This window comes from Paraburkholderia terricola (genome assembly GCF_900142195.1).
Classification (GTDB): Bacteria; Pseudomonadota; Gammaproteobacteria; order Burkholderiales; family Burkholderiaceae; genus Paraburkholderia; species Paraburkholderia terricola.
Genome location: NZ_FRAB01000014.1, coordinates 129,075 through 151,709, shown reverse-complemented (window position 1 = coordinate 151,709; position 22,635 = coordinate 129,075). Strand labels below are relative to the sequence as shown.

The 22,635-nt window shown below is 63.2% G+C and carries 19 protein-coding genes; 12 read left to right on the top strand and 7 right to left on the bottom strand.

The annotated features are described in order from the left end of the window. Nucleotides 1-63: 63 nt before the first annotated feature. Nucleotides 64-1,251: an MFS transporter gene (locus tag BUE39_RS14890; protein ID WP_073429432.1), complete on the bottom strand. Its 1,188-nt coding sequence runs from the start codon at nucleotides 1,249-1,251 to the stop codon at nucleotides 64-66. Nucleotides 1,252-1,606: 355 nt separating this feature from the next. Here BUE39_RS14890 and uvrA point away from each other — a divergent pair, with 355 nt between their 5' ends. Both uvrA and BUE39_RS14880 read left to right on the top strand, forming a co-directional pair. Next, complete coding sequence (gene uvrA / locus BUE39_RS14885; protein ID WP_073429431.1) at nucleotides 1,607-4,480, top strand: excinuclease ABC subunit UvrA; 2,874 nt, start codon at nucleotides 1,607-1,609, stop codon at nucleotides 4,478-4,480. Nucleotides 4,481-4,512: 32 nt separating this feature from the next. Continuing rightward, nucleotides 4,513-5,598 (top strand): AI-2E family transporter, encoded by a 1,086-nt coding sequence (locus BUE39_RS14880; protein WP_073429430.1) that lies wholly within the window; start codon nucleotides 4,513-4,515, stop codon nucleotides 5,596-5,598. Between the two features lie 78 nt (nucleotides 5,599-5,676). On the opposite strand, the gene BUE39_RS14875 is transcribed toward BUE39_RS14880, so the two are convergent. Next, nucleotides 5,677-7,797 (bottom strand): TonB-dependent siderophore receptor, encoded by a 2,121-nt coding sequence (locus BUE39_RS14875; protein WP_090518768.1) that lies wholly within the window; start codon nucleotides 7,795-7,797, stop codon nucleotides 5,677-5,679. A 387-nt stretch (nucleotides 7,798-8,184) separates the two neighbouring features. On the opposite strand from BUE39_RS14875, the gene BUE39_RS14870 reads away from it, so the two are divergent. Further along, nucleotides 8,185-9,405, top strand: a complete 1,221-nt coding sequence (locus BUE39_RS14870) for a PepSY-associated TM helix domain-containing protein (protein WP_073429428.1) — start codon at nucleotides 8,185-8,187, stop codon at nucleotides 9,403-9,405. An 87-nt stretch (nucleotides 9,406-9,492) separates the two neighbouring features. Here the strand turns inward: BUE39_RS14870 and purU are convergent, their stop codons facing one another. The 5 genes from purU to BUE39_RS14845 form a co-directional block, all read right to left on the bottom strand. Next, nucleotides 9,493-10,362 carry a formyltetrahydrofolate deformylase gene (purU, locus tag BUE39_RS14865; protein ID WP_073429427.1) on the bottom strand — a complete coding sequence of 290 codons (870 nt, stop codon included), beginning with the start codon at nucleotides 10,360-10,362 and terminating at the stop codon, nucleotides 9,493-9,495. An 88-nt stretch (nucleotides 10,363-10,450) separates the two neighbouring features. Continuing rightward, nucleotides 10,451-11,326: an NUDIX hydrolase gene (locus BUE39_RS14860; RefSeq protein ID WP_073429426.1), complete on the bottom strand. Its 876-nt coding sequence runs from the start codon at nucleotides 11,324-11,326 to the stop codon at nucleotides 10,451-10,453. 37 nt (nucleotides 11,327-11,363) lie between these two features. Then, the gene (locus BUE39_RS14855; protein WP_073429425.1) at nucleotides 11,364-11,978 is read right to left on the bottom strand and encodes a LysE family translocator; all 615 of its coding nucleotides are present in this window, start codon (nucleotides 11,976-11,978) and stop codon (nucleotides 11,364-11,366) included. A gap of 54 nt (nucleotides 11,979-12,032) precedes the next feature. Beyond that, the gene (locus tag BUE39_RS14850; RefSeq protein WP_073429424.1) at nucleotides 12,033-12,599 is read right to left on the bottom strand and encodes an adenine phosphoribosyltransferase; all 567 of its coding nucleotides are present in this window, start codon (nucleotides 12,597-12,599) and stop codon (nucleotides 12,033-12,035) included. Nucleotides 12,600-12,640: 41 nt separating this feature from the next. Next, nucleotides 12,641-14,644, bottom strand: a complete 2,004-nt coding sequence (locus BUE39_RS14845) for a monovalent cation:proton antiporter family protein (RefSeq protein WP_073429423.1) — start codon at nucleotides 14,642-14,644, stop codon at nucleotides 12,641-12,643. A gap of 149 nt (nucleotides 14,645-14,793) precedes the next feature. Here BUE39_RS14845 and kdsD point away from each other — a divergent pair, with 149 nt between their 5' ends. The 9 genes from kdsD (at nucleotide 14,794) to hprK (ending at nucleotide 22,540) form a co-directional block, all read left to right on the top strand. Beyond that, a complete protein-coding gene (gene kdsD, locus BUE39_RS14840) occupies nucleotides 14,794-15,777 on the top strand; it encodes an arabinose 5-phosphate isomerase KdsD (protein WP_073429422.1) in 984 nt (327 codons plus the stop codon). Continuing rightward, the gene (locus tag BUE39_RS14835; RefSeq protein ID WP_073429421.1) at nucleotides 15,777-16,337 is read left to right on the top strand and encodes a KdsC family phosphatase; all 561 of its coding nucleotides are present in this window, start codon (nucleotides 15,777-15,779) and stop codon (nucleotides 16,335-16,337) included. The genes kdsD and BUE39_RS14835 overlap by 1 nt, the downstream gene beginning before the upstream one ends. After that, a complete protein-coding gene (gene lptC, locus BUE39_RS14830; protein WP_073429420.1) occupies nucleotides 16,334-16,942 on the top strand; it encodes an LPS export ABC transporter periplasmic protein LptC in 609 nt (202 codons plus the stop codon). Before BUE39_RS14835 ends, lptC begins: the two co-directional genes overlap by 4 nt. A gap of 21 nt (nucleotides 16,943-16,963) precedes the next feature. After that, entirely contained in the window at nucleotides 16,964-17,635 is a 672-nt protein-coding gene (lptA, locus tag BUE39_RS14825) for a lipopolysaccharide transport periplasmic protein LptA (protein WP_073429419.1), read from the top strand. Next, nucleotides 17,632-18,417: an LPS export ABC transporter ATP-binding protein gene (gene lptB / locus BUE39_RS14820; RefSeq protein ID WP_073429418.1), complete on the top strand. Its 786-nt coding sequence runs from the start codon at nucleotides 17,632-17,634 to the stop codon at nucleotides 18,415-18,417. The genes lptA and lptB overlap by 4 nt, the downstream gene beginning before the upstream one ends. Before the next feature lie 184 nt (nucleotides 18,418-18,601). After that, entirely contained in the window at nucleotides 18,602-20,116 is a 1,515-nt protein-coding gene (locus tag BUE39_RS14815) for an RNA polymerase factor sigma-54 (protein ID WP_073429417.1), read from the top strand. A gap of 171 nt (nucleotides 20,117-20,287) precedes the next feature. Then, the gene (gene hpf, locus BUE39_RS14810) at nucleotides 20,288-20,644 is read left to right on the top strand and encodes a ribosome hibernation-promoting factor, HPF/YfiA family (protein WP_073429416.1); all 357 of its coding nucleotides are present in this window, start codon (nucleotides 20,288-20,290) and stop codon (nucleotides 20,642-20,644) included. Between the two features lie 284 nt (nucleotides 20,645-20,928). Continuing rightward, nucleotides 20,929-21,444, top strand: a complete 516-nt coding sequence (locus BUE39_RS14805; RefSeq protein ID WP_073429415.1) for a PTS sugar transporter subunit IIA — start codon at nucleotides 20,929-20,931, stop codon at nucleotides 21,442-21,444. Between the two features lie 127 nt (nucleotides 21,445-21,571). Then, nucleotides 21,572-22,540 (top strand): HPr(Ser) kinase/phosphatase, encoded by a 969-nt coding sequence (gene hprK / locus BUE39_RS14800; RefSeq protein ID WP_073429414.1) that lies wholly within the window; start codon nucleotides 21,572-21,574, stop codon nucleotides 22,538-22,540. The last annotated feature ends 95 nt before the right edge of the window (nucleotides 22,541-22,635 follow it).

Genomic DNA, 22,635 nt, shown 5'->3' with positions numbered 1-22,635 from the left:
CTGGTGTTTTTGGGGCGAATCCCCGAGTGCGGTCTTCGGGATGCGCCCTTCGGGGTCGCCGTATTACGCCTTGCGCGGCGGCTGTTTCATCTTTGCGGCGATTATAAGCCAGCAAAACACGAGGCCAGAGCACGCGAAGAAAACGGCGCTCTGACCGTCCACCTTCAGCAGCCAGCCACCCATCATCCCGCCCAGCGCAAGACCGATCGACTGCGTGGTGTTGTACACGCCGGCAGCCGCGCCCTTGCGGGTGCCCGGCGCCAGTTTCGACACCAGCGACGGCTGCGAGGCCTCCAGAATATTGAAGCCCAGAAAGTACACAAAAAGGATCGCCGCCACACTCAGAATCGTATGCGGAGCGACGCCCAATAACAACTGTCCGATCAGGATAAGACCGATCGCCGACAACAGCACGGTTTTCATTTGCCCGCGTTTTTCAGCGGCGATGATCGCCGGCACCATCATCACGAACGAGAGGCCCATCACCGGCAAATAGATTTTCCAGTGCGAGGCGACCGGCAAGCCGCCCGCTTCGAGAATGCGCGGCACGACGAGGAACAGCGCGGTTTGCGTCGCGTGCAGCACCAGCACGCCGAAATTCAGGCGCAGCAGTTCGACGTTATGCAGCACTTCGGCGAACGGCGCGCGCACGTGCACCGGCTTGGGCGCGTCGGGCACGACCCACAGCACCACGCCCACCGCGAGAATCGAGAAAATGCCGACCAGCGTGAACAATCCGCTCATGCCGACCCAGTGGAACACGATCGGCGCGCCGACGATCGCCACCGCGAAGGAGACGCCGATACTGCCGCCCACCATCGCCATCGCCTTGGTGCGATGCTCCTCGGCGGTGAGGTCGGCGATAAACGCGATCACCGCGGACGACACCGCGCCCATGCCCTGGATCACCCGGCCGACGATGATCCACGTCATGTCGTGCGCGCCCGCCGCGACGAAGCTGCCGAGCGCGAAAATCAGCAGGCCGGTGGCGATCACGGGCTTGCGTCCGACCTTGTCGGAGACCCAGCCGTAGAAGATGTACAGCATCGACTGCGTCACGCCGTATGCGCCGAGCGCGATGCCCACCAGCAGCACGTTGTCGCCGCCGGGGATGGTTTTCGCATAGATCGAGAACACCGGCATGATCATGAAGAGACCGAGCATGCGCAGCGCGAAGATGGCGGCGAGCGACACGGTCGCGCGCAGTTCGGGCGCGCTCATGCGTGAGGGTGTGGCGGACGGATTGGACATCGGGAGCGTTCTTCGAATGAGCTGGGCGGCGCACCGCGGGCGGCCGGCCCAGACGGGGCGGCCACGACCAGCCGGCTTACCACGGGACTGCGGGACACAGACAGTATGCGGCGCGGCATTCGAGCCGGCGGCTTCGCGCACTCCCCGCTCGCGCCGCCCCGCTGTTGCCTCGCGGCTAGCTTGTACTCGCGGAAAACGGCCCCAGTTAAGCCTGTTCCCGCGACGCTGGACCGCTGCCTTACAGCTTGCCCTGGCGCCCGTTCGGGCGGTCAGGAAGCCGTAACGGCGGTCTTGAAAAGTCGTTATAGTAGCAGGTTTAGCCTCTTCCTCTTTCCGCAGTTCATGGAATAAATCCGTGGAACAAATCCGTATTCGTGGGGCTCGCACCCACAACTTGAAGAACGTCAATCTCGACCTTCCACGTCACAAGCTCGTCGTTATCACGGGCCTTTCCGGCTCAGGCAAATCGTCGCTCGCGTTCGACACGCTCTATGCGGAAGGACAGCGGCGCTACGTCGAAAGTCTCTCCGCCTACGCGCGCCAGTTCCTGCAATTGATGGAGAAACCGGACGTCGATCTGATCGAGGGCCTCTCGCCGGCGATCTCTATCGAACAGAAGGCGACGTCGCACAATCCGCGCTCCACGGTCGGCACCGTCACCGAAATTCACGACTATTTGCGGCTGCTGTTCGCGCGGGTCGGCACGCCTTACTGCCCGGATCACGAGATTCCGCTGCAAGCGCAAAGCGTCTCGCAGATGGTCGACGCGGCGCTCGCGTTGCCGGAAGAGACCAAGCTGATGATCCTCGCGCCCGTGGTGGCGAACCGCAAAGGCGAGCATGTCGAACTGTTCGAGGAAATGCAGGCGCAGGGCTTTATCCGCTTCCGGGTGCGCTCGGGCGGCGGCACCGCGAATGAAGGCGTCGCGAGGATTTATGAGGTGGACTCGCTGCCCAAGCTGAAAAAGAACGACAAGCACACGATCGACGTGGTGGTGGACCGTCTGAAAGTGCGCGGCGATATGAAGCAGCGCCTCGCCGAATCGTTCGAAACGGCGCTGCGTCTTGCCGACGGCCGCGCGATCGCGCTCGAAATGGATACGGATAAAGAGCATCTGTTCAGCTCCAAGTTCGCCTGCCCGATCTGTTCGTATTCGCTGCAGGAACTGGAGCCGCGCCTCTTCTCGTTCAACAATCCGATGGGCGCGTGCCCGGAATGCGACGGCCTCGGCCAGATCACCTTCTTCGATCCGAAGCGGGTGGTCGCGCATCCGTCGCTCTCGCTCGCGGCGGGCGCGGTGAAGGGCTGGGACCGGCGCAACCAGTTTTACTTCCAGATGCTGCAAAGCCTCGCGGCGTTCTACGAATTCGACATCGACACCGCCGTCGAGGATCTGCCGGAAAAAGTTCGCAAGATTCTGCTGTACGGTTCGGGCAAGCAGGAGATTCCGTTCTCGTACATCAACGAGCGGGGCCGCACGTCGGTTCGCGAGCATGTGTTCGAAGGGATCATCCCGAACCTGGAGCGGCGTTATCGCGAGACCGACTCGGCCGCCGTGCGCGAGGAACTCGCCAAGTACCAGAACAATCAGCCGTGCCCCGCTTGCGCCGGCACGCGGCTGCGCCGCGAAGCGCGCTTCGTGCGGATCGGCGCGGACGGCGACGCCCGCGGCATCTTCGAAATCAGCGGCTGGCCGTTGCGCGATGCGCTCGGCTATTTCCAGACGCTGCGGCTGGAAGGCTCGAAACGCGAGATCGCCGACAAGGTCGTCAAGGAAATCGTCGCGCGGCTCATGTTTTTGAATAACGTCGGGCTCGACTATCTGTCGCTCGAACGCAGCGCGGAAACGCTCTCGGGCGGCGAGGCGCAGCGCATTCGCCTCGCCTCGCAAATCGGCTCGGGTCTGACCGGCGTGATGTATGTGCTGGACGAGCCGTCGATCGGCCTGCATCAGCGCGACAACGACCGATTGATCGCCACGCTCAAGCATCTGCGCGATCTCGGCAATTCGGTGATCGTCGTGGAGCACGACGAGGACATGATCCGCATGGCCGACTACGTGGTCGACATGGGCCCCGGCGCGGGCGAGCACGGCGGCATGGTGATCGCCGAAGGCACGCCCAGGCAAGTGCAGGCCAACGCGGCTTCGATGACCGGTCAGTACATGTCCGGCGCGCGCAACATCGAATTTCCCGACGAGCGAAAAGATCCGGACGAGCGCCGCCTCCGCATCGTGGAGGCGCACGGCAACAATCTGAAGCACGTCACGCTCGATCTGCCGGTGGGCCTGCTGACCTGCGTGACCGGCGTATCGGGTTCAGGCAAGTCGACGCTGATCAACGACACGCTGTATCACGCGGTGGCGCATCACCTGTACGGCTCGGCCACGGAGCCCGCGCCGTACGAATCGATCGAGGGTCTCGAGCACTTCGACAAGGTCATCAACGTCGACCAGTCGCCGATCGGCCGCACGCCGCGCTCGAATCCGGCCACCTACACGGGCCTCTTCACGCCGATCCGCGAACTGTTCGCGGGCGTGCCGGCGGCCAAGGAACGCGGCTACGATCCGGGCCGTTTCTCGTTCAACGTGAAGGGCGGCCGCTGCGAATCCTGCCAGGGCGACGGCGTGCTGAAGGTGGAAATGCACTTTCTGCCCGACGTCTATGTGCCTTGCGATGTCTGCCACGGCAAGCGCTACAACCGCGAAACGCTCGACGTGCAGTACAAAGGCAAGAACATCAGCGAAGTGCTCGACATGACGGTGGAAAACGCCTACGAGTTCTTCAAGCCGGTGCCGGTCGTCGCGCGTAAGCTGAAGACCTTGCTGGACGTCGGCCTGGGCTATATCCGGCTGGGTCAGTCGGCCACTACCTTGTCGGGCGGCGAGGCGCAGCGCGTCAAGCTATCGTTGGAACTGAGCAAGCGCGACACGGGTCGCACGCTATACATTCTCGACGAGCCGACCACCGGTTTGCACTTCCACGACATTGCCCTTCTGCTGGAAGTTATTCATCGATTGCGAGATCAGGGTAATACCGTCGTTATCATCGAGCATAATCTCGATGTGATAAAAACTGCCGACTGGGTGATCGATCTCGGTCCGGAAGGCGGCGCGGGCGGCGGGCAGATCATCGCCCAAGGCACGCCGGAGCAGGTTGCGAAGTCGAAGGCAAGTTTTACCGGCAGGTATCTGGCGCCGTTGCTGAAACGCGCCGCCAGCAGAAAGTAACGGTGCACAACACGGGTGGAACGGGAAAAGCCATGGCCAAGCGGAATCAGGCACGCGACGACGGGCAAGTGCAGGACCTACGCCCACGCCCGGTCAGGCTGACTAGCGACATGAGCCTGCCGAAGCTGTCGGCGGTCGAAATCGGCAGTTACGTGGTGATGTTGATCGGCATGTGGGCGGTCATTCAACTCAGGCTGCTCGGCGCGCTGCTGGCCGGGATGCTCGTGTTCCAACTGGTTCACACCATCGCGCCGCGCATCGAGCGTCATATGTCGAGCCAGCGCGCGCGCTGGCTCGCGGTGGTGCTGCTCTCGGTGGTGATCGTGGGTTCGCTCACCGGCATCACGCTCGGCCTCATCGAGCATTTCGAGAACGACGTGCCGAGCGTGCAGAAGCTGCTCGATCAGGCGATGCAGTTGATCGATCAGGCGCGGGGGCGGATTCCGCAATTCATTGCCAGTTATCTGCCGGTCGACACCGAGCAGATGAAAGCCAAGGCCGCCGAACTGATGCAGACGCACGCCAACATGCTGCAGCAAAGCGGCAAGACGGCGGCGCGCGCTTTCACTCACATTCTGATCGGCATGATCATCGGCGCGATCATCGCGGTGGGCGCGCAGAAGCATATGCATCGGCTGCCGCTTTCCACGGCCTTCGTCACGCGCGTGACACGTTTCTCCGAAGCGTTCCGCCGCATCGTGTTCGCGCAGGTGAAGATTTCCGCGATCAATGCGGTGTTCACCGGCATCTTCCTGCTGGTCGTACTGCCGATGTTCCACGATCAGTTGCCGCTCTCCAAGACGCTGGTCATGGTGACGTTCATCGTCGGCTTGCTGCCGGTGATCGGCAATCTGATCTCGAACACGATCATCGTCGCAGTGGCGCTCTCGGTGAGCTTCCCGGCTGCGGTCATGTCGCTCGCGTTCCTGATCCTGATTCACAAGCTCGAATACTTCCTGAACGCGCGCATCGTCGGCGGGCAGATCGAGGCGCGCGCCTGGGAACTGCTGGTCGCGATGCTCGTGATGGAAGCCGCGTTCGGCCTGCCGGGCGTGGTCGCGGCGCCGATCTTCTATGCGTATATCAAGCGCGAACTGATTTATCTGCGGCTGGTTTGAACTGCCGCGCGCGGCGGCGCGCACAACGGCAAGGCGAAAAAAAAAACGGCACCGCGGTGCCGTTTTTTTATGCATGCATCAGAAGTCGATGCGCGCATTCAGCGACAAGGTGCGCGGATCGCCCGGCGTCACGTAATCCGCGTACTGATACTCCCAGTAGCGGCGATTGAGCAGGTTGTCGATGGCCGCGCGAAACGTCACGTCATAGCCGCCGATGCGCGTGGCATAGCTCGCGCCCAGATTGACCAGCATATAGCCCGGCGCGTTCAGATTGCCGGCCGGCCGCACGTTCGTATTGCCCGTGAACTTGGCGTCGGCGCCGATGCGCAGACCCGGCACGTAGGGCACCGAGTACGTCGCATGACCCGCCACCACGAACTGAGGCGCGCCGGCCACGCGGTTGCCGTTGTTGGCCGCGCCCTTTTCATACTTCGTGTTGATCCACATGAGATCGCCGCCGACATTCCAGCTCGAACCCAGACGCACGTCGCCACCAAACTCCACGCCCTGGAAGATCGACTCGCCGTCCTGCGTATAGACGTTCGCGCTGTTCGCGTAAGCCGCGCCGCGCTCGATGCGGAACAGCGCGGCCGTCGCGCTCCAGCGCGCATGCTCGGTCTTGATGCCCACTTCATACTGCTTGCTGCGCAACGACTTGAGCAATTCGCCCCGGTTCGCGTAGGTGTCGCCCACCACGGTGCCCGCTTCCAGCGACTCGACGTAGCTCGTGTAAAGCGTCGTGGTCGGCGCCAGCTTGAACATCAGCGCGACGGTCGGCGTGACGACGCCGTTCTGGCTGTAGGTCGACGTGGTCGCGCCGGTGGTCGAGTAGCCGTGCTGCTCGTAGTTGGTGTAACGCACGCCGCCGAGCACCGACCAGCGCTGGGTCAACTGGATCGTATCGCTCGCGAACAGCGCTTTTTGCGTGATGTCGCTGTCGCGATAGGTGTAGTAGTTCGACGCGCCGCCGAAGGTGTTGGTGTTCGGCTGGTAGAGGTTGCCGGTGCCGATCTGGCCGAAGAAACTGTTCGCGCCGTAATCGTTCGTTTGACGCTGATACGCCGCGCCGATCACGAGCTGGTGCTGCAACGGTCCGGTCTTCACGCTGCCTTCCGCCGACACTTGCCACAAACTCAGCTGATGCCCTTCCTTGCCGGCGAAACGGCTGTCCGTGTAATCGCCCGCGCCATTGAGCAGGTAGTATGTGCTCTCGTTGCGGTCGCGCGAGCTTTTGCTATAGCTGTAGCTCGCATTGAGCGTCCAGTCCGGGCTCAGGTTGTATTGAACGCCCGCGGTGTAAAGCTGCAGGTTCGTGTTCAGGTGCTGATCGGGACCAGAGAGGTCGCCCGTGCCGCCGCTCATCGTGTGCGGCAGGCCCGTGCCGGAAAACAGCGCCGTCGAAATCGCGCCCGTGATGCCGGTCGAATGACGCTCCTGGTAGAGCGCGCCGAAGGTCGCCTTCAGGTCGCGGTTAATGCGCGCGTCGAGCGCGACGGAAACTGAATCGCGCCGCACGTTGCCGTTGTTGTAGGTCTTGCCTTCTTCATGCGTCGCGTTCAGGCGATAGCCGAACATGCCGTCAGGGCCGACGCGGCCGCCGAGATCGGCGTGCTCGGTCCACACGCCGTCGGTGTAATAGCCGATGTCGATGCTGCGCACCGGCGTGCCGGACAGCGGCGGCTTCTTCGTCACGTAGTTCACGACGCCGCCCGGCGCGCCGAAGCCGTACATGAAACCGGTCAGCCCCTTGAGCAATTCCACTTTTTCGAGCTGCTCGTACGGCATCGTGATGCCGTAGCTGTTGAACGGCATGCCGTCGATTTTGAAGCCGCTCTGCCAGTCCAGTTGCATGCCGCGCACCGTCAGATACGTGGCCCATGCGTTGTAGGCGTTGCCGTTGTCGGAGACGGAGGCGTCGGTGGCGAACACGTCGCCGAGTTTGGACGGCTGGCGGTCCTGCAATTGTTCGCTCGTGACGACGGTGGTCGAGAACGGCGTGTCGAGTTGTGAACGCGTGCCGAGCGCGCCACTGCTCAGTTCTTCCTTCAGATGCTGCTCGGTGTCTTGCGCCGCTGTGATCTTGACTGCTGGCAACGCTGTTTCGCCCGCTTCGGGCGTCTCCGATGCCGGCGCCTGCTGCGCGAAGGCAGCGTGGCTCGCCGCAAACGCTAGGCAGGCGGCCCAATGCAGCGGCCGCATCGTTAGCCGTTTATGCGGCAGCGGTTCTATTCCGTTTCTTACCCCGTCTCTTACGCTCATCGCTGACCCTGTTTTTCTGGATATCCCGAACAAATGAGAATCATTCCCAATTCGTACAGGCCGCGATGATGCCGAAAAAGCTATGCGAATTGTAAGCTTCGAGATGCGGCATTTTGCCGCATGCGCATAACCGATGCGAGCTGGAGGCCATGCCAGATGGGGCGTCGCGCAATGCTCGAACGTCACTCCGTCGGCTCAACCGTGTTGCGCTTACGGAAAACTTGCAACCGATGGCACGATTCCCTAAGATGCGAACAATTCCCATTTACGCAGAACCGGTGCCGTGACAGCTCATCCGAACTTCCGCTTTACCCCTCCGGCTCGCGTATGAGGCAGCAACTCATCCGTCTGCACCGCTGGTTCGGTGTCGCCACGGCGCTGTTTCTGTTCGTCGCGGGCCTCACCGGCGCGATCATCGCGTGGGATCATGAACTCGATGCGGCGCTGAACCCATCGTTCTTCAAGGCCCGTACCGCTGGCCCCGCGCTCTCCGGACTTGAACTGGCACGTCGCGTGGAAGCCGCCGATCCGCGTCTCCAGGTGACGTATCTGCCGCTTGCCGCCGAACCCGGCCGCACGTTGCAGATGATGGTGCTGCCGCGCACCAATCCCGCGACCAAACAGCCTTACACACTCGACTTCAACCAGATCGCGGTCGATCCCGCCACCGGCGAGATTCAGGGACGTCGCGAATGGGGTGCGGTATCGCTCGCGCGGCTCAATCTGATTCCCTTCATCTACAAACTGCATTACACGCTGCACTTGCCGTTTACCGGCGGCGTCGATATCGGCGTCTGGCTGATGGGCATTGTCGGGATCGTGTGGCTGTTCGATAGCGTGATCGCGCTATGGCTGTCGTTCCCTAGTCTGAAGGCGTGGCGCAAGTCGTTCGCCTTTCGCTTCGGACGCGGCGGCTATGCGCTCACCTTCGATTTGCATCGCTCCGGCGGCGTCTGGATCTGGGGCTTGCTGGTGATCGTCGCGCTGACGTCGGTGTCGATGAATCTCGCGGCGCCTGTCGTGCGGCCAATCGTGTCGCTGTTCTCGACGCTGACGCCGGACCCGATCAACAATCCGGAAATCCTGCGCGCCCCGCAGCCTGGGGACCAAGTGCTGAGCCGCGAGCGCATCGTGCAACTGGCCGAGGCAGCCGGCAAGGCGCGTAATCTCAACGCACCGCCTGGCGGCCTCTACTACGCGGAGTTCCTCCACGCCTATGGCGTGGGCTTCTACGCGACCGGCAACGATCACGGCGATATCGGCCTGGGTAATCCCTGGATGTATTGGGACGCCGCCACCGGCAAGCCGCTCGGCGCGCAGATTCCCGGCAAGGGCACGGCCGGCGACATCTTCATGCAGGTGCAGTACCCGCTGCATTCGGGGCGCATTCTGGGTATCGGCGGGCGGATTCTGATTAGCGCGGTCGGCATCGCGGTCGCCGTGCTGAGCGCGACGGGACTGCTGATCTGGCTGAAGAAGCTGAACGCGCGCCGCCGTTCGGCGCAAAACGCAAGTCGCATGCGGGACGGCGGCAGGTCCGTGGCGTAGTTCTCGGGGAAAGGTCGCTTCCGGCGCACACGCTTGCAGCATTGGGGGAAAGTCGGGCCCCCGCCACCGCAAGCGCGTCGGCTGCTTTTAGCGGAACACCACCGTCTTGCTGCCGTTCAATACGACGCGATGCTCGACGTGCCACTTCACCGCACGTGCGAGCGTCACGCATTCGACGTCGCGGCCGATCGCCGTCAGTTGCTCCGGCGTCATGCTGTGATCGACCCGCTCCACTTCCTGCTCGATGATCGGACCTTCGTCGAGATCCGTCGTCACGTAGTGGGCCGTTGCGCCGATCAGCTTCACGCCGCGGTCGAATGCCTGGTAATACGGCTTCGCGCCCTTGAAGCTCGGCAGGAACGAATGGTGAATGTTGATCGCGCGGCCCGCGAGCGCTTCGCACAGTTTCGGCGACAGAATCTGCATATAGCGCGCGAGCACGACCAGATCGGCTTGGTGCTCGTCGATCACTTCGAGCACGCGCGCTTCCTGCGCGACCTTCGCCTCGGGCGTGCCGCCCAGCAGCGGGAAGTGATGGAACGGAATGTCGTAGCTGGCGGCGAGTTGATAGAACTCTTTGTGATTCGAGATGATCGCTGGAATCTCGATGCCGAGTTGACCGGTGCGATAGCGGAACAGCAAGTCGTTCAGGCAATGGCCGATTTTCGACACCATGATCACCACACGCGGCTTCACCGACGCATCGTGCAACTCCCAGCGCATGCCGAACTGTTCAGCGAGCGCGGCGAACGACGCGCGCAGCGCCTCCAGCCCCGGATCGCCGCCCACCTGCTGAAAATGAACGCGCATGAAGAATTCGCCGGTGCGGCTGTCGCCGAATTGCGCCGAGTCGAGAATATTGCTGCCACGCTCGAACAGAAAGCCGGAAACCGCGTGGACGATGCCGGGCCGGTCGGCGCACGACAGTTTGAGGATAAAGCTGTGATCGGTCGACATGACCTGGGTGACTCCCTTCTTCAATGCGTGGTTCGTTCGGTGTGTGCTGCCCGATAGCGCGATTCAGATCCAACGGTGCAGTGGTACTTCAGCGCGCGGGTCGCTCGCGCGGGCGCTTATGCGAACGTCGCGGTGCGAACAACGTGTCGATGCCCGGACACGCGTCTGCATCGATCCAACCGCGGCGCAGCAGACAATCCAGCGTGGCGAGACTCGCGTCCACCGTCATTGCGCCTTCCTCGATCCAGCGCGCCACTTCGTCGATGCGCGCGAGCCGGTGTTCGCCCACTTCGCCGTCCTGGTTGCGCGGTGCGAAATCGGCCGGCAGCGCGAGGTCGTAGATAAAGATCTGTTCGGCCTGCGTGCCTTCCGGCAACGATTGCAGTACATGAGCCGTGCGGCCCGCCACGGCGCGCACGGCGATCTCTTCCGGGATGCCGGCTTCTTCCCAGCATTCCTTGACGATCGTCGCCTCGATGCCGAAGCCCCAGCCGATCCCGCCGGCCACCACATTGTCGAGCATGCCCGGATCGGTCGCCTTGGTGTCGCTGCGGCGCGCGATCCACAGTTGCGGCGCGCCATCCGCGTATTCTACGACGCCGTTCAGATGAACCGCGTACGTCATCGTGCCGAAGAAGCGCGACGCGGCCCGCTCGATATACGCGAGCGGCTTCGCATCGAACCCATTGCGGATCGCGTAAGTCTCGTTGCGCCAGCCAGGAATGCGGCCTTCGGCGGCGAGTGCGCCGATCACGGAGCCGAGCGCCGCACTGCGCAGATCGATCGTGTTGAAGATTGGCGTCAGGGTCACGCGGGCGCTGTCGATGTCGAACACATCGGGCCAGCGCGCGAGCAGCGGCACATCGGTCGAGCGAATCCAGCCGACCTGCTCCGCGTCGATCCAGAACGGCAGATGTGCGTGAACGTCGAAGCGGCGCGCGGCGGTGATGCAAGGCAAGGTCATGTGAAGCTCCAACTGTTTTCAGCGGTGTCCGCGACGCTCAATCGCGCAAAGCCACGCGAATCCCGATCGCGATGAACGTCGCACCGGCCAGGCGGTCGAGCCACACGCCGACGCGCGGCCGCCGTTTCAACCAGCCGCCGATGATCCCCGCGCACACGCCGAACAGCGAAAACACCACCACGGTCTGCAACATGAACAGCGCGCCGAGTTCGAGCATCTGCACAGTGACGCTTTGCGTGCCGTGCGGCTGCACGAACTGCGGCAGAAACACGACGAAGAACAGCGTCACCTTCGGATTCAGCAGATTGCCGAGCACGCTCTGGCGAAACACGGCCATCAGCGGTTGCGGCGCACGCTCATGCGCGGTGGCGAGGCCCTGGCTGCGCAGCGCCTTCACGCCGATCCAGATCAGATACGCGGCGCCCGCCAGCTTGATCGCCTCGAAGGCAAGCGGCGAGGAGCGCAGCAACGCAGCGACGCCGAGCGCTGCAAGCGTGGTGTGAAACGTGATGCCGGCCGCGAAACCGAGCGCCGCGACCAGCCCCGCCGCGCGGCCCTGCGAGATGCCGCGGGCGAGCACTTGCAGATTATCCGGACCAGGCGCCATGGTGATGGCGACCGACGTGGCGAGAAACAACAGAAAGTTGGGCATCGTTGTTACCTTCCTTGTGTGCAGCGTGCGCGAAAGAGGGTTCGCGGCGAACGGTCAATGACCGTCGAATGCGGTCACCGTGTAGAGCGGCAGGCCGCCGTCGCGCAGTAGCTTCGAGCCGCCCAGTTCCGGTAGATCGATAATCGCCGCGCCTTCCACCACGACCGCGCCGAGCCCCTCGAGCAGAATCTTGCCGGCCATCATCGTGCCGCCGGTGGCGATCAGATCGTCGATGATCACGACGCGGTCGCCCGCCTTGCAGGCGTCCTCGTGAATCTCGACGGTCGCCACGCCGTATTCGAGCGCGTACGACTGCGAGACGCGCTTATACGGCAGCTTGCCCTGCTTGCGGATCGGGATGAAACCGAGATTCAGCTCGTACGCGAGAATCGGCCCGATGATGAAACCGCGCGCGTCGAGCCCGGCAATGTAGTCGAGCTTCGCGTCGATATAGCGCTGCACGAACAGGTCGATCAGCACGCGCAGCGACTTCGGCTCCTGCAGAAGCGGCGTGATGTCGCGAAACTGCACGCCCGGCTGCGGCCAGTCAGGCACCGTGCGAATGTGGCTTTTGATGTAGTCGGCCGCATCGAGCGGCGCGCTCGCGAGCGCGTTGGGCATGTTGTCTCCGGATGGACCTCGCGGGTCCGGTGAAAGGCAAGTCAGGCTGCGGCGGCGCCCGCGCGCCGGTGCTTCGACAGCAGCTCCTCGGCTTGCGCCAACTGTTCAGGCAGACCGCGCAAGACCACGATATCGCTCGCGCGCAGCTTGGTGGACGGGTCCGGCTCGACGCCGCGAATGCCATGCCGGCGAATCGCCGTCACTTCGACGCCCAGATCGAACAGGCCCAATTCCGCGAGCGTGCGGCCCACCGCGTCCGCGTGTTCGTCGACCGGAACCGATTGTAGCCGCACCTGTTCGTGGCCGTCGTCGTCGTCCATGTCGTCGGCGCCGTGGAAATAGCCGCGCAACAACGCATAGCGCTCGTCGCGCATTTCCTCGACCCGCCGCACCACGCGCCGCATCGGCACGCCCATCACGACGAGCGTGTGCGACGCCAGCATCAGGCTGCCCTCGACGATTTCCGGAATCACCTCGGTCGCGCCCGCGGCCAGCAGCTTTTCCAGATCGGCGTCGTCGACGGTACGAACGATGACGGGCAGCGTCGGTTCCATCTCGTGGATGTTGTGCAGCACGCGCAATGCCGACGGCGTGTTGGCGTAGGTGATCGCGATCGCCGCCGCGCGATGGATACCCGCGGCGAGCAGCGATTCGCGCCGCCCGGCATCGCCGAACACGACCGATTCGCCGGCTGCCGCCGCGGCTTGTACGCGGTCAGGGTCGAGATCCAGTGCGACGTACGACAAACCTTCATGCTCCAGCATGCGCGCGAGATTCTGGCCGGCGCGGCCATAGCCGCAAATAATCACGTGGCCGCTTTGCTTCAGGCTCTGCGTGGCGATGCGCGTCATCTGCAACGACTGCATCATCCATTCAGTCGACGACAGCCGCAGCACGATACGGTCAGCATTCTGAATCAGGAACGGCGCGGCCAGCATGGAGAGCAGCATCGCCGCGAGAATCGCCTGCAACAGCGTGGCGTCGACGAGATGCTTGTCGAGGATCAGGTTCAGCAGCACGAAGCCGAACTCGCCCGCTTGCGCGAGGCCGATGCCGGTGCGCATCGCCACGCCCGGCGACGCGCCGAACAGGCGCGACAGCCCCATCACCATCACCGCCTTGAGCAGAAGCGGGCCGACCAGGAAACCGAGCACGATGAACGGATGCTCCCAGATCACGCGCGGATTCAGCAGCATGCCGGTGGTGACGAAGAAAAGACCGAGCAGCACATCGCGAAACGGCTTGATGTCCTCTTCCACCTGATGCCGGTACGGTGTTTCGGCGATCAACATGCCGGCGATGAACGCGCCGAGCGCGAGCGACAGGCCGAACTTGTCGGTGATGAACGCCGCGCCGAGCGTCACCAGCAACAGATTGAGAATGAACAGTTCCTGCGAGCGGCGCCGCGCGACCACGTTGAACCAGCGCGTCATGAAGCGCTGCCCGACTATCAGCAGGAGCGCCAACGCCACGACGATCTTGATCGCCGCGAGCCCGAGCGCGCTCATGAGATCCTCGGAATTGCCGCCCAGCGCCGCGATCACGATCAATAGGGGCACCACGGCCAGATCCTGGAACAGCAACACGCCGAAGATATTGCGGCCATGCTCTGTTTCGATCTCGAGCCGCTCCGCGAGCATCTTGCTGACGATCGCCGTGGACGACATCGCCAGCGCGCCGCCCAGCGCCACGCTCGCCTGCCACCTGATATGCACCCAGCGCTCGAGCACGAAGCCGAGCGTGACCGCAACGGCAATGGTGCCGAGCACCTGCAATAGACCGAGACCGAAGACAAGCCGGCGCATCGAGCGCAGCTTCGCGAGCGAAAACTCCAGCCCGATCGAAAACATCAGGAACACGACGCCGAATTCCGCGAGGTTCTGCGCACCCGCCGAGTCGGGAATCAGACCTAGCGCGTGCGGCCCCACGACGATGCCGACCGTCAGATAGCCGAGCATCGGCGGAAGATTCAGAAAGCGAAAAAGCACCACGCCCGCGACTGAAGCCAGCAGCAGGAACAGCGTCATTTCGAGCGGGGAAATCATCGGCAAAAGCGCATGGGTGAAGCGTCCTCGTTCGTCAGCGGAACCGCGCACGCGACACGCCGTGCGACAAGGTTGAGGGGCCGTCAAAGGTAGCGGCTTTGCACAGCAGGCCCGGCGCGGCGAACAAGCGCCTTTGCTATACTCCGCGAATGATAGCGAAAATCAATGGCGACCGGGCACTCGCGCTCGCTCGCGACGTGCTCGACATCGAAGCGGACGCGGTGCGCGCGCTTCGCGATCAACTCGACGATGGCTTCGTCGGGGCGGTCGATTTCATCCTGGGTTGCCGTGGGCGCGTGGTGGTTTCCGGCATCGGCAAATCCGGCCACGTGGCGCGCAAGCTCGCGGCCACGCTCGCCAGCACCGGCACCCCCGCTTTCTTCGTGCATCCCGCTGAAGCAAGCCACGGCGACCTCGGCATGGTCACCGCCGACGACGTGTTTCTCGCGCTCTCCAACTCCGGTGAAACCGAGGAACTCGTGACAATCCTGCCGCTCATCAAGCGGCTCGGCGCGAAGCTGATTGCGATGACCGGACGCCCGTCGTCGAGTCTTGCGCAACTGGCCGACGTGCACCTGAATTCCGCCGTGGCGAAAGAAGCTTGTCCCATGAATCTCGCGCCCACCGCCAGCACGACCGCAGCGCTCGCGCTCGGCGACGCGCTCGCGGTCGCGGTGCTCGACGCGCGCGGTTTCGGCCGCGACGATTTCGCCCGCTCGCATCCGGGCGGCGCGCTCGGCCGGCGTCTGCTCACCTATGTGCGCGACGTGATGCGCACCGGCGACCAGGTGCCGAAGGTCACGCCCGAGGCCACCGTGCGCGACGCGCTGTTCCAGTTGACCGCCAAGCGCATGGGCATGACGGCGATCGTCGATCAGGACGACCGCGTGGCCGGCATCTTCACCGACGGCGACTTGCGCCGCGTGCTCGAACGTGACGGCGACTTCCGCAATCTGCCGATCTCCTCGGTGATGACCGCGGGGCCGCGCACCATCGGCCCGGACCACCTCGCCGTCGAAGCCGTTGAACTGATGGAACGCTTCCGCATCAATCAGATGCTGGTCGTCGACGAAGCACACAAGCTGATCGGCGCGCTCAACATGCACGATCTGTTCTCGAAGAAGGTGATCTGATGGCCGTCGCCCCGCCTACCGCTACCGAACGCGCGAGCCGCGTGAAGCTGATGATTTTCGACGTCGACGGCGTGCTGACCGACGGCGGTCTGCTGTTCACGGCGGAAGGCGACACGATGAAGGCGTTCAACTCGATGGACGGCCACGGCATGAAGCTGCTGCGCCAGGCCGGCATCGAAACGGCGATCATCACAGGGCGCCAGTCGGGCATCGTCGCGGCGCGCGCGAAAGAGATGAACATCGCCCATGTCTATCAGGGCGTGCAAGACAAACCCCAGGCATTCGCGGACCTGTTGAAGCAAACCGGCATGAGCCCGGAAGAATGCGGCTACATGGGCGACGACTGGGTCGACCTGGGCGTGATGCTCAGGGTCGGCTTCGCGGCGGCGCCGGCCAATTCGCATCCTGAAGTGATCGCGCGCGCTCATTGGGTGAGCGAAGCGCGCGGCGGTCACGGCGCGGCGCGCGAAGTCTGCGACACACTGCTGCGCGCGCAGCACAAATACGAGGCACTGCTCGCGGCGGCCTGTAGCGGCGAACAGCGGGGTCTCGTCGGATGAATCAGTTTCGCCTGACGTCGCTGATTCCGCTCGTCGCGATGGCCGCGCTCGCCGGCATTACGTGGTGGCTGCTGCAAGCCACGCTGCCGCGCCAGAACGAAGGCGTGGTGCGTCCCAAGGAACACACGCCGGATTACTTTGCCGAGAACTTCTCGGTTTCCGAACTCGATCAGTCCGGCTCCACGCAATACCGCCTGACGGCCCAGTCACTGATCCATTACGAAGACGACGAACTGAGCGACCTGGTGAAACCCGCCATGCGCGCGTTCCAGCCCGGCAAGCCGATCGTCACCGCAACCGGCGACATCGGCAAGGTGAACGGCGACGCGTCGATCGTCGATCTATACGACAACGCACGCATCCTGCGGGCGCCCGGCAACGGCGATCCGCAGATGCAGGCGGATTCGCAGCATTTTAGGGTGCTGGTCAACGACGATGTGATCGAGACCGAAAAGCCGGTTAAACTTCAGCGCGGCATGTCCGTGATGACGGCCAGCGGCATGAACTACAACAACGTCACCCGGGTGATGAAGCTGTTCGGCAACGTGAAAGGCGCGATCGCCGCGTCCGAAGCCGGCGGCAACTCGCCCAAGCAACCCGGGTAAATCCATTCCAGGCGTGACTGCATGAACGAATCGTTCCCCCGTTTTGACACCGGCCGCTCGCGTACCCTGTCCGCGTGCCGCGCCGGACTCGCCGCGCTCATCGTCGCGTTGCCGCTCGCCGGCTTCGCGCCGCTTGCGCACGCCGACCGCGCCGACAAGGACAAGCCGCTGAACGTCGAAGCGGACAACATGACTTACGACGATCTCAAGCAGGTCAACGTCTTCACCGGCCACGTGGTCGCCACCAAAGGCACCATCGTGATCAAGGCCGATCGCGTGGAAGTGACGCAAGACCCGCAGGGCTATCAGTACGCCACCGGCACCTCGAGCGGCGGCAATCTGTCGTATTTCCGCCAGAAACGCGAGGGGCTCGACGAATACATCGAAGGCACGGCTATCCGCATCGACTACGACGGCAAGCAGGATCTCACCACGCTCACCACCAACGCCACGGTCAAGCGCCTGCAGGGCCTCTCGACGGTGATGGACCAGGTGCGCGGCAGCGTCATCACGTATGACGGCCAGAAAGACTTCTACACCGCCAAGGCGGGCAAGGACGTCGCCGGCCCGGGCAACCCGAGCGGCCGCGTGCGCGCGATGCTGGCGCCGCGCAACGGCGGCGCGGCTGCGCTGAACGGCGCGTCGGCCACGCTCGCGCCGTCCACCACGATCCAGGGAGCGCCGAACCAGTGAGCTCTTCCGCGTCCCTCCCCAATCGTAAGCCGGCCGGCACCAGCAGTTCGCTGGTGGTGCGCAGCCTGAAGAAGCGTTACGGCTCGCGCACGGTCGTCAAAGACGTGTCGCTCGACGTGAAAAGCGGCGAAGTGGTCGGCCTGCTCGGCCCGAATGGCGCGGGCAAGACCACATCGTTCTATATGATCGTCGGCCTCGTGCCGCTCGACGCGGGTGAAATCGACCTGGACGGCAAGTCGATCAGCTTGCTGCCGATCCACAAGCGCGCGTCGCTGGGCTTGTCGTATCTGCCGCAGGAAGCCTCGGTGTTCCGCAAGCTGACCGTCGAGGAAAATATTCGCGCCGTGCTGGAGTTGCAGCACGAAGACAACGGCAAGCGGCTCACGAAAGAGGCCATCACGAACCGCACGGAAGCCTTGCTGGATGAGTTGCAGATTGCTCATTTGCGCGAGAATCCGGCGCTGTCCCTGTCGGGCGGCGAGCGTCGCCGGGTCGAAATCGCACGGGCGCTGGCCACCAACCCCAGCTTCATCCTGCTCGACGAGCCGTTCGCGGGCGTCGATCCGATCGCGGTGCTGGAAATCCAGAAAATCGTCAAGTTTCTGAAGCAGCGCAATATCGGCGTGCTGATCACCGACCACAACGTGCGCGAAACGCTCGGCATCTGCGACCACGCCTACATCATCAGCGACGGCAGCGTGCTGGCCGCCGGTGCGCCGAGCGAAATCATCGAAAACGAAAGCGTGCGGCGCGTCTACCTGGGCGAGCACTTCCGCATGTAAGCGACGACGGGATTGCCGGCGGTGCCAACGCGCCACCCGCCGGTCCCTTTGCACGCACCCCGCAGCACTTTTGATCTGGGCCGTTTCGCGCCCAGCACCGCCGAAAACGCGGTGCACGCGTAATTGCGAATGTCGCAAGGTATCGCGGTCGTGGCAAACTCTCTACAATGAATCTCAAATTGCCATGAAAGCCAGCCTCCAACTCCGCCTATCGCAGCATCTTGCGCTGACCCCGCAACTGCAGCAGTCCATCCGGCTGCTTCAGCTGTCTACGCTCGAACTGCAGCAGGAAGTCGCCATGGCGATCTCGCAGAATCCGCTCCTCGAAAACGAGGACGACTGGATCGCGAGCCCCCTGCGCGTGGCGGCCGACGGCTCGCTGATTGCCCAGTCGCCCAACTCCTCACCGCCGCCCGATCAGATGGGCGGCAATGCGTCGTCATCGTCCAGCAGCAGCGAGCGCGCGGAGAACGGCGAGCCGCAGGGCGTCGACGAATACAACGGTCTCGCGAGCGACAGCAACGGCGACGCGTCGCAATGGAATCTGGACGACTACGGCCGCTCCGGCAATGCGTCCGACGACGACGATTTGCCCCCGCTGCAGATCCACGAATCGAGCACCTCGCTGCGCGACCACCTGATGGCGCAATTGCGCGTCACTCAGGCGGGCCAACGCGACCGGGCGCTGATCACCTTCCTGATCGAATCGCTCGACGACGACGGCTACCTCGCCGCCACGCTCGAAGAAGTGCTGGCCGACCTGCCGGAAGAACTCGAAGTCGACCTGGATGAACTGAACGCGGCCCTCGCGCTGCTGCATAGCTTCGACCCGGCGGGAGTTGGCGCGCGTTCGGCGTCGGAGTGTCTGAAGCTGCAATTGCTGCGGCTCGAACCGTCTCCTACCCGCACGCTCGCGCTCGAGATCGTCGCGCATCATCTGGAACTGCTCGCGGCCCGTGATTTCACGCGTCTGCGCAAACATCTGAAGGCAAGCGACGACGACCTGCGCGATGCCCACCTGCTGATCCGCTCGCTCGAACCGTTCCCCGGCGCCGCCTACGGCAAGGCCGAAGCGGACTACGTGGTGCCGGACATCATGGTGCGCAAGACGGCTCAGGGGTGGCAGGCCGAACTGAATCCGGAAGTGGTGCCGAAGCTGCGCATCAACCACCTGTACGCGAATATTTTGCGCAATAACCGCGGCGATCCCGGCAGCGGATCGTTGCGCCAGCAACTGCAGGAAGCGCGCTGGCTGATCAAAAATATCCAGCAACGTTTCGAAACGATCCTCCGGGTCGCGCAAGCCATTGTCGAGCGTCAAAAGAGCTTTTTTGTGCACGGCGAAATTGCCATGCGCCCCTTGGTTTTGCGGGAAATTGCTGATACGCTGGGTCTACACGAGTCAACTGTCTCGCGTGTGACAACCGGTAAATACATGCTGACCCCATTCGGGACGCTTGAATTTAAGTACTTCTTTGGATCACACGTTTCGACAGACACGGGCGGCGCGGCTTCTTCCACGGCCATTCGCGCGCTCATCAAACAACTGATAGGAGCGGAAAACTCGAAATCGCCTCTCTCAGACAGCCGCATAGCCGAACTGCTGGCGGAACAGGGCTTCGTGGTCGCACGGCGTACCGTTGCGAAGTACCGCGAAGCGCTCAAGATTCCGGCAGTCAACCTGCGCAAGTCTCTGTAGCCCGTCGCCTTCCGTGGCGGGCATTTACCGGCCGCTCCGCAGTTTGGCGGACAGGCCGGCCGATGCGACCTGCCAGAAGTCAGTCACCGGGGGGCGACTCAGGCAAGCCGACAGATCGACCGGACCTACGTCATCGTGTGGACCAAGCGGCCATTAGCTTGGAGAAGCACTATGAATCTGCAGATCAGTGGACACCACCTCGAAGTAACGCCTGCGTTGCGCGAATACGTGATCACCAAACTGGATAGGGTGCTAAGACATTTCGATCAGGTCATCGACGGCAGTGTGGTCCTCTCGGTCGACAACCATAAGGAAAAGGAAAAGCGTCAAAAGGTTGAAATCAACCTTCATCTCAAGGGCAAGGACATTTTTGTCGAGAGCTGTGACAGCGATCTTTACGCTGCGATCGATCTGATGATCGACAAGCTTGACCGACAAGTGATACGCCACAAAGATCGTCTGCAGGGCCATGCGCATGAGGCGATCAAGTACCAACCGGCGCCGCTGCTAGACGTGCCGCCGCAATAGGAAAATTAGAAGGTTTTCTTCATTTTCCTCGCTTCCGTTTTCACCAGCCAAACCGCCCAAGACCGGGCGGTTTTTCGTTTCCAGGCGCCTTTCTGGTGCGGCGGCGCGGCACGAGTTGTTCTTCGAATAAACCTATCGGGCATCGATGGCGCGCCGCACCATCGGCGGCTACCCTGTTCTATAATGTTCCGGTTACCATCGGGGTCTAGTTAGTTCACATGGAGGTCGTCGGCCGGAGTCCTGCGCTTTCGGGCTCCACGTACGTCGCCGTGAGCATCAAACGAATGGAACACCACTCAAATGCCCCAGCGAGGAGAACCCAGGCCACGTTTTCGCCTGTCAACATGAATCGTTTAGCCAAATTTCTTCCCCTCGAGAACGTCGTCGTCGGACTATCGGTCACCAGCAAGAAGCGCGTGTTCGAGCAAGCGGGCCTGATCTTCGAGAACCAGAACGGCATCGCCCGCAGCACAGTCACTGACAATCTGTTTGCGCGCGAGCGCCTCGGATCGACGGGGCTCGGCGAGGGCGTCGCGATTCCGCATGGCCGAATCAAAGGCTTGAAGCAGCCGCTCGCCGCGTTCGTGCGTCTTGCCGAACCCATTCCCTTCGAATCGCCTGACGGTCAGCCGGTCTCGCTGCTGATCTTCCTGCTGGTACCGGAACAGGCCACCCAGCAGCACCTCGAAATCCTTTCGGAAATCGCCCAGTTGTTGTCCGACCGCGAGGCCCGCGAGCGCCTGCACACGGAAGCAGACCGCGAATCGTTGCATCGCCTGCTCACTCAGTGGCAACCTTGATGCATCGGCGGTTCTCCGCACGCCGGTCACCCGCCAGCACGCGGGTTCAGCCTGGGAAGGTGCACGGCCCGCGTTAGCGCGGCCGCCCCCTTGCCCGGCACGCGGCCCACACTGGAGTCACTGACTCATGGATACGTCCAGCATCAACGCCCAAAGCATTTTCGACGACAACGCCGCCACGCTGAAGCTGAGCTGGCTGACGGGGCATGAAGGCTGGGAACGCGGCTTTTCTTCGGAATCGGTCGCCAATGCCACGTCGAGCGCAGACCTCGTCGGCCACTTGAACCTGATCCACCCGAACCGGATCCAGGTGCTCGGCGACGCCGAAATCGACTATTACACACGCCAAACCGACGAAGACCGCTCGCGCCACATGGCCGAGCTGATCGCGTTGGAACCGCCGTTTCTGGTGGTAGCGGGCGGGGTCGCCGCACCGCCGGAACTCGTGCTGCGCTGCACGCGCTCGTCCACGCCGCTTTTCACTACGCCAATGTCGGCCGCCGCGGTGATCGACAGCCTGCGCCTCTACATGTCGCGCATCCTCGCGCCGCGCGCCACCCTGCACGGCGTGTTTCTCGACATCCTCGGCATGGGCGTGCTGCTCACCGGCGACTCGGGCCTCGGCAAGAGCGAGCTCGGGTTGGAACTGATCAGCCGAGGCCACGGCCTCGTCGCGGACGACGCGGTGGACTTCGTGCGGCTCGGCCCGGATTTCGTCGAAGGGCGCTGCCCGCCGCTCTTGCAAAACCTGCTCGAGGTGCGCGGCCTCGGCCTGCTCGACATCAAGACGATCTTCGGTGAAACCGCGGTCCGCCGCAAAATGAAGCTCAAGCTGATCGTGCAACTGGTACGCCGTCCCGACGGCGAATTTCAGCGGCTGCCGCTGGAGAGTCAAACCGTCGACGTACTCGGCCTGCCGATCAGCAAAGTGACGATTCAGGTGGCCGCCGGCCGCAACCTCGCGGTGCTGGTGGAAGCTGCCGTGCGCAACACCATCCTGCAACTGCGCGGCATCGACACGTTGCGTGACTTCATGGATCGCCAGCGTCTGGCGATGCAAGACCCCGATAGCCAGTTCCCCGGCAAATTGATCTAGGCTGGCTGCACCACGTCGCGCCCGCGGCCACCGGCAGCCGCGGGTACGCGCACGGGGGACCAGATGCTATGATGAAATGTACGGATCCCACGACT

Excerpts from the sequence above, each read along its gene's own strand:
- BUE39_RS14890 (WP_073429432.1), bottom strand. The coding sequence starts at position 1,251 with ATGTCCAATCCGTCCGCCACACCCTCACGCATGAGCGCGCCCGAACTG.
- BUE39_RS14880 (WP_073429430.1), top strand. The coding sequence starts at position 4,513 with ATGGCCAAGCGGAATCAGGCACGCGACGACGGGCAAGTGCAGGACCTA.
- BUE39_RS14875 (WP_090518768.1), bottom strand. The coding sequence starts at position 7,797 with ATGCGGCCGCTGCATTGGGCCGCCTGCCTAGCGTTTGCGGCGAGCCAC.
- BUE39_RS14870 (WP_073429428.1), top strand. The coding sequence starts at position 8,185 with ATGAGGCAGCAACTCATCCGTCTGCACCGCTGGTTCGGTGTCGCCACG.
- purU (WP_073429427.1), bottom strand. The coding sequence starts at position 10,362 with ATGTCGACCGATCACAGCTTTATCCTCAAACTGTCGTGCGCCGACCGG.
- BUE39_RS14860 (WP_073429426.1), bottom strand. The coding sequence starts at position 11,326 with ATGACCTTGCCTTGCATCACCGCCGCGCGCCGCTTCGACGTTCACGCA.
- BUE39_RS14855 (WP_073429425.1), bottom strand. The coding sequence starts at position 11,978 with ATGCCCAACTTTCTGTTGTTTCTCGCCACGTCGGTCGCCATCACCATG.
- BUE39_RS14850 (WP_073429424.1), bottom strand. The coding sequence starts at position 12,599 with ATGCCCAACGCGCTCGCGAGCGCGCCGCTCGATGCGGCCGACTACATC.
- BUE39_RS14845 (WP_073429423.1), bottom strand. The coding sequence starts at position 14,644 with ATGATTTCCCCGCTCGAAATGACGCTGTTCCTGCTGCTGGCTTCAGTC.
- kdsD (WP_073429422.1), top strand. The coding sequence starts at position 14,794 with ATGATAGCGAAAATCAATGGCGACCGGGCACTCGCGCTCGCTCGCGAC.
- BUE39_RS14835 (WP_073429421.1), top strand. The coding sequence starts at position 15,777 with ATGGCCGTCGCCCCGCCTACCGCTACCGAACGCGCGAGCCGCGTGAAG.
- lptC (WP_073429420.1), top strand. The coding sequence starts at position 16,334 with ATGAATCAGTTTCGCCTGACGTCGCTGATTCCGCTCGTCGCGATGGCC.
- lptA (WP_073429419.1), top strand. The coding sequence starts at position 16,964 with ATGAACGAATCGTTCCCCCGTTTTGACACCGGCCGCTCGCGTACCCTG.
- BUE39_RS14815 (WP_073429417.1), top strand. The coding sequence starts at position 18,602 with ATGAAAGCCAGCCTCCAACTCCGCCTATCGCAGCATCTTGCGCTGACC.
- hpf (WP_073429416.1), top strand. The coding sequence starts at position 20,288 with ATGAATCTGCAGATCAGTGGACACCACCTCGAAGTAACGCCTGCGTTG.
- BUE39_RS14805 (WP_073429415.1), top strand. The coding sequence starts at position 20,929 with ATGGAACACCACTCAAATGCCCCAGCGAGGAGAACCCAGGCCACGTTT.
- hprK (WP_073429414.1), top strand. The coding sequence starts at position 21,572 with ATGGATACGTCCAGCATCAACGCCCAAAGCATTTTCGACGACAACGCC.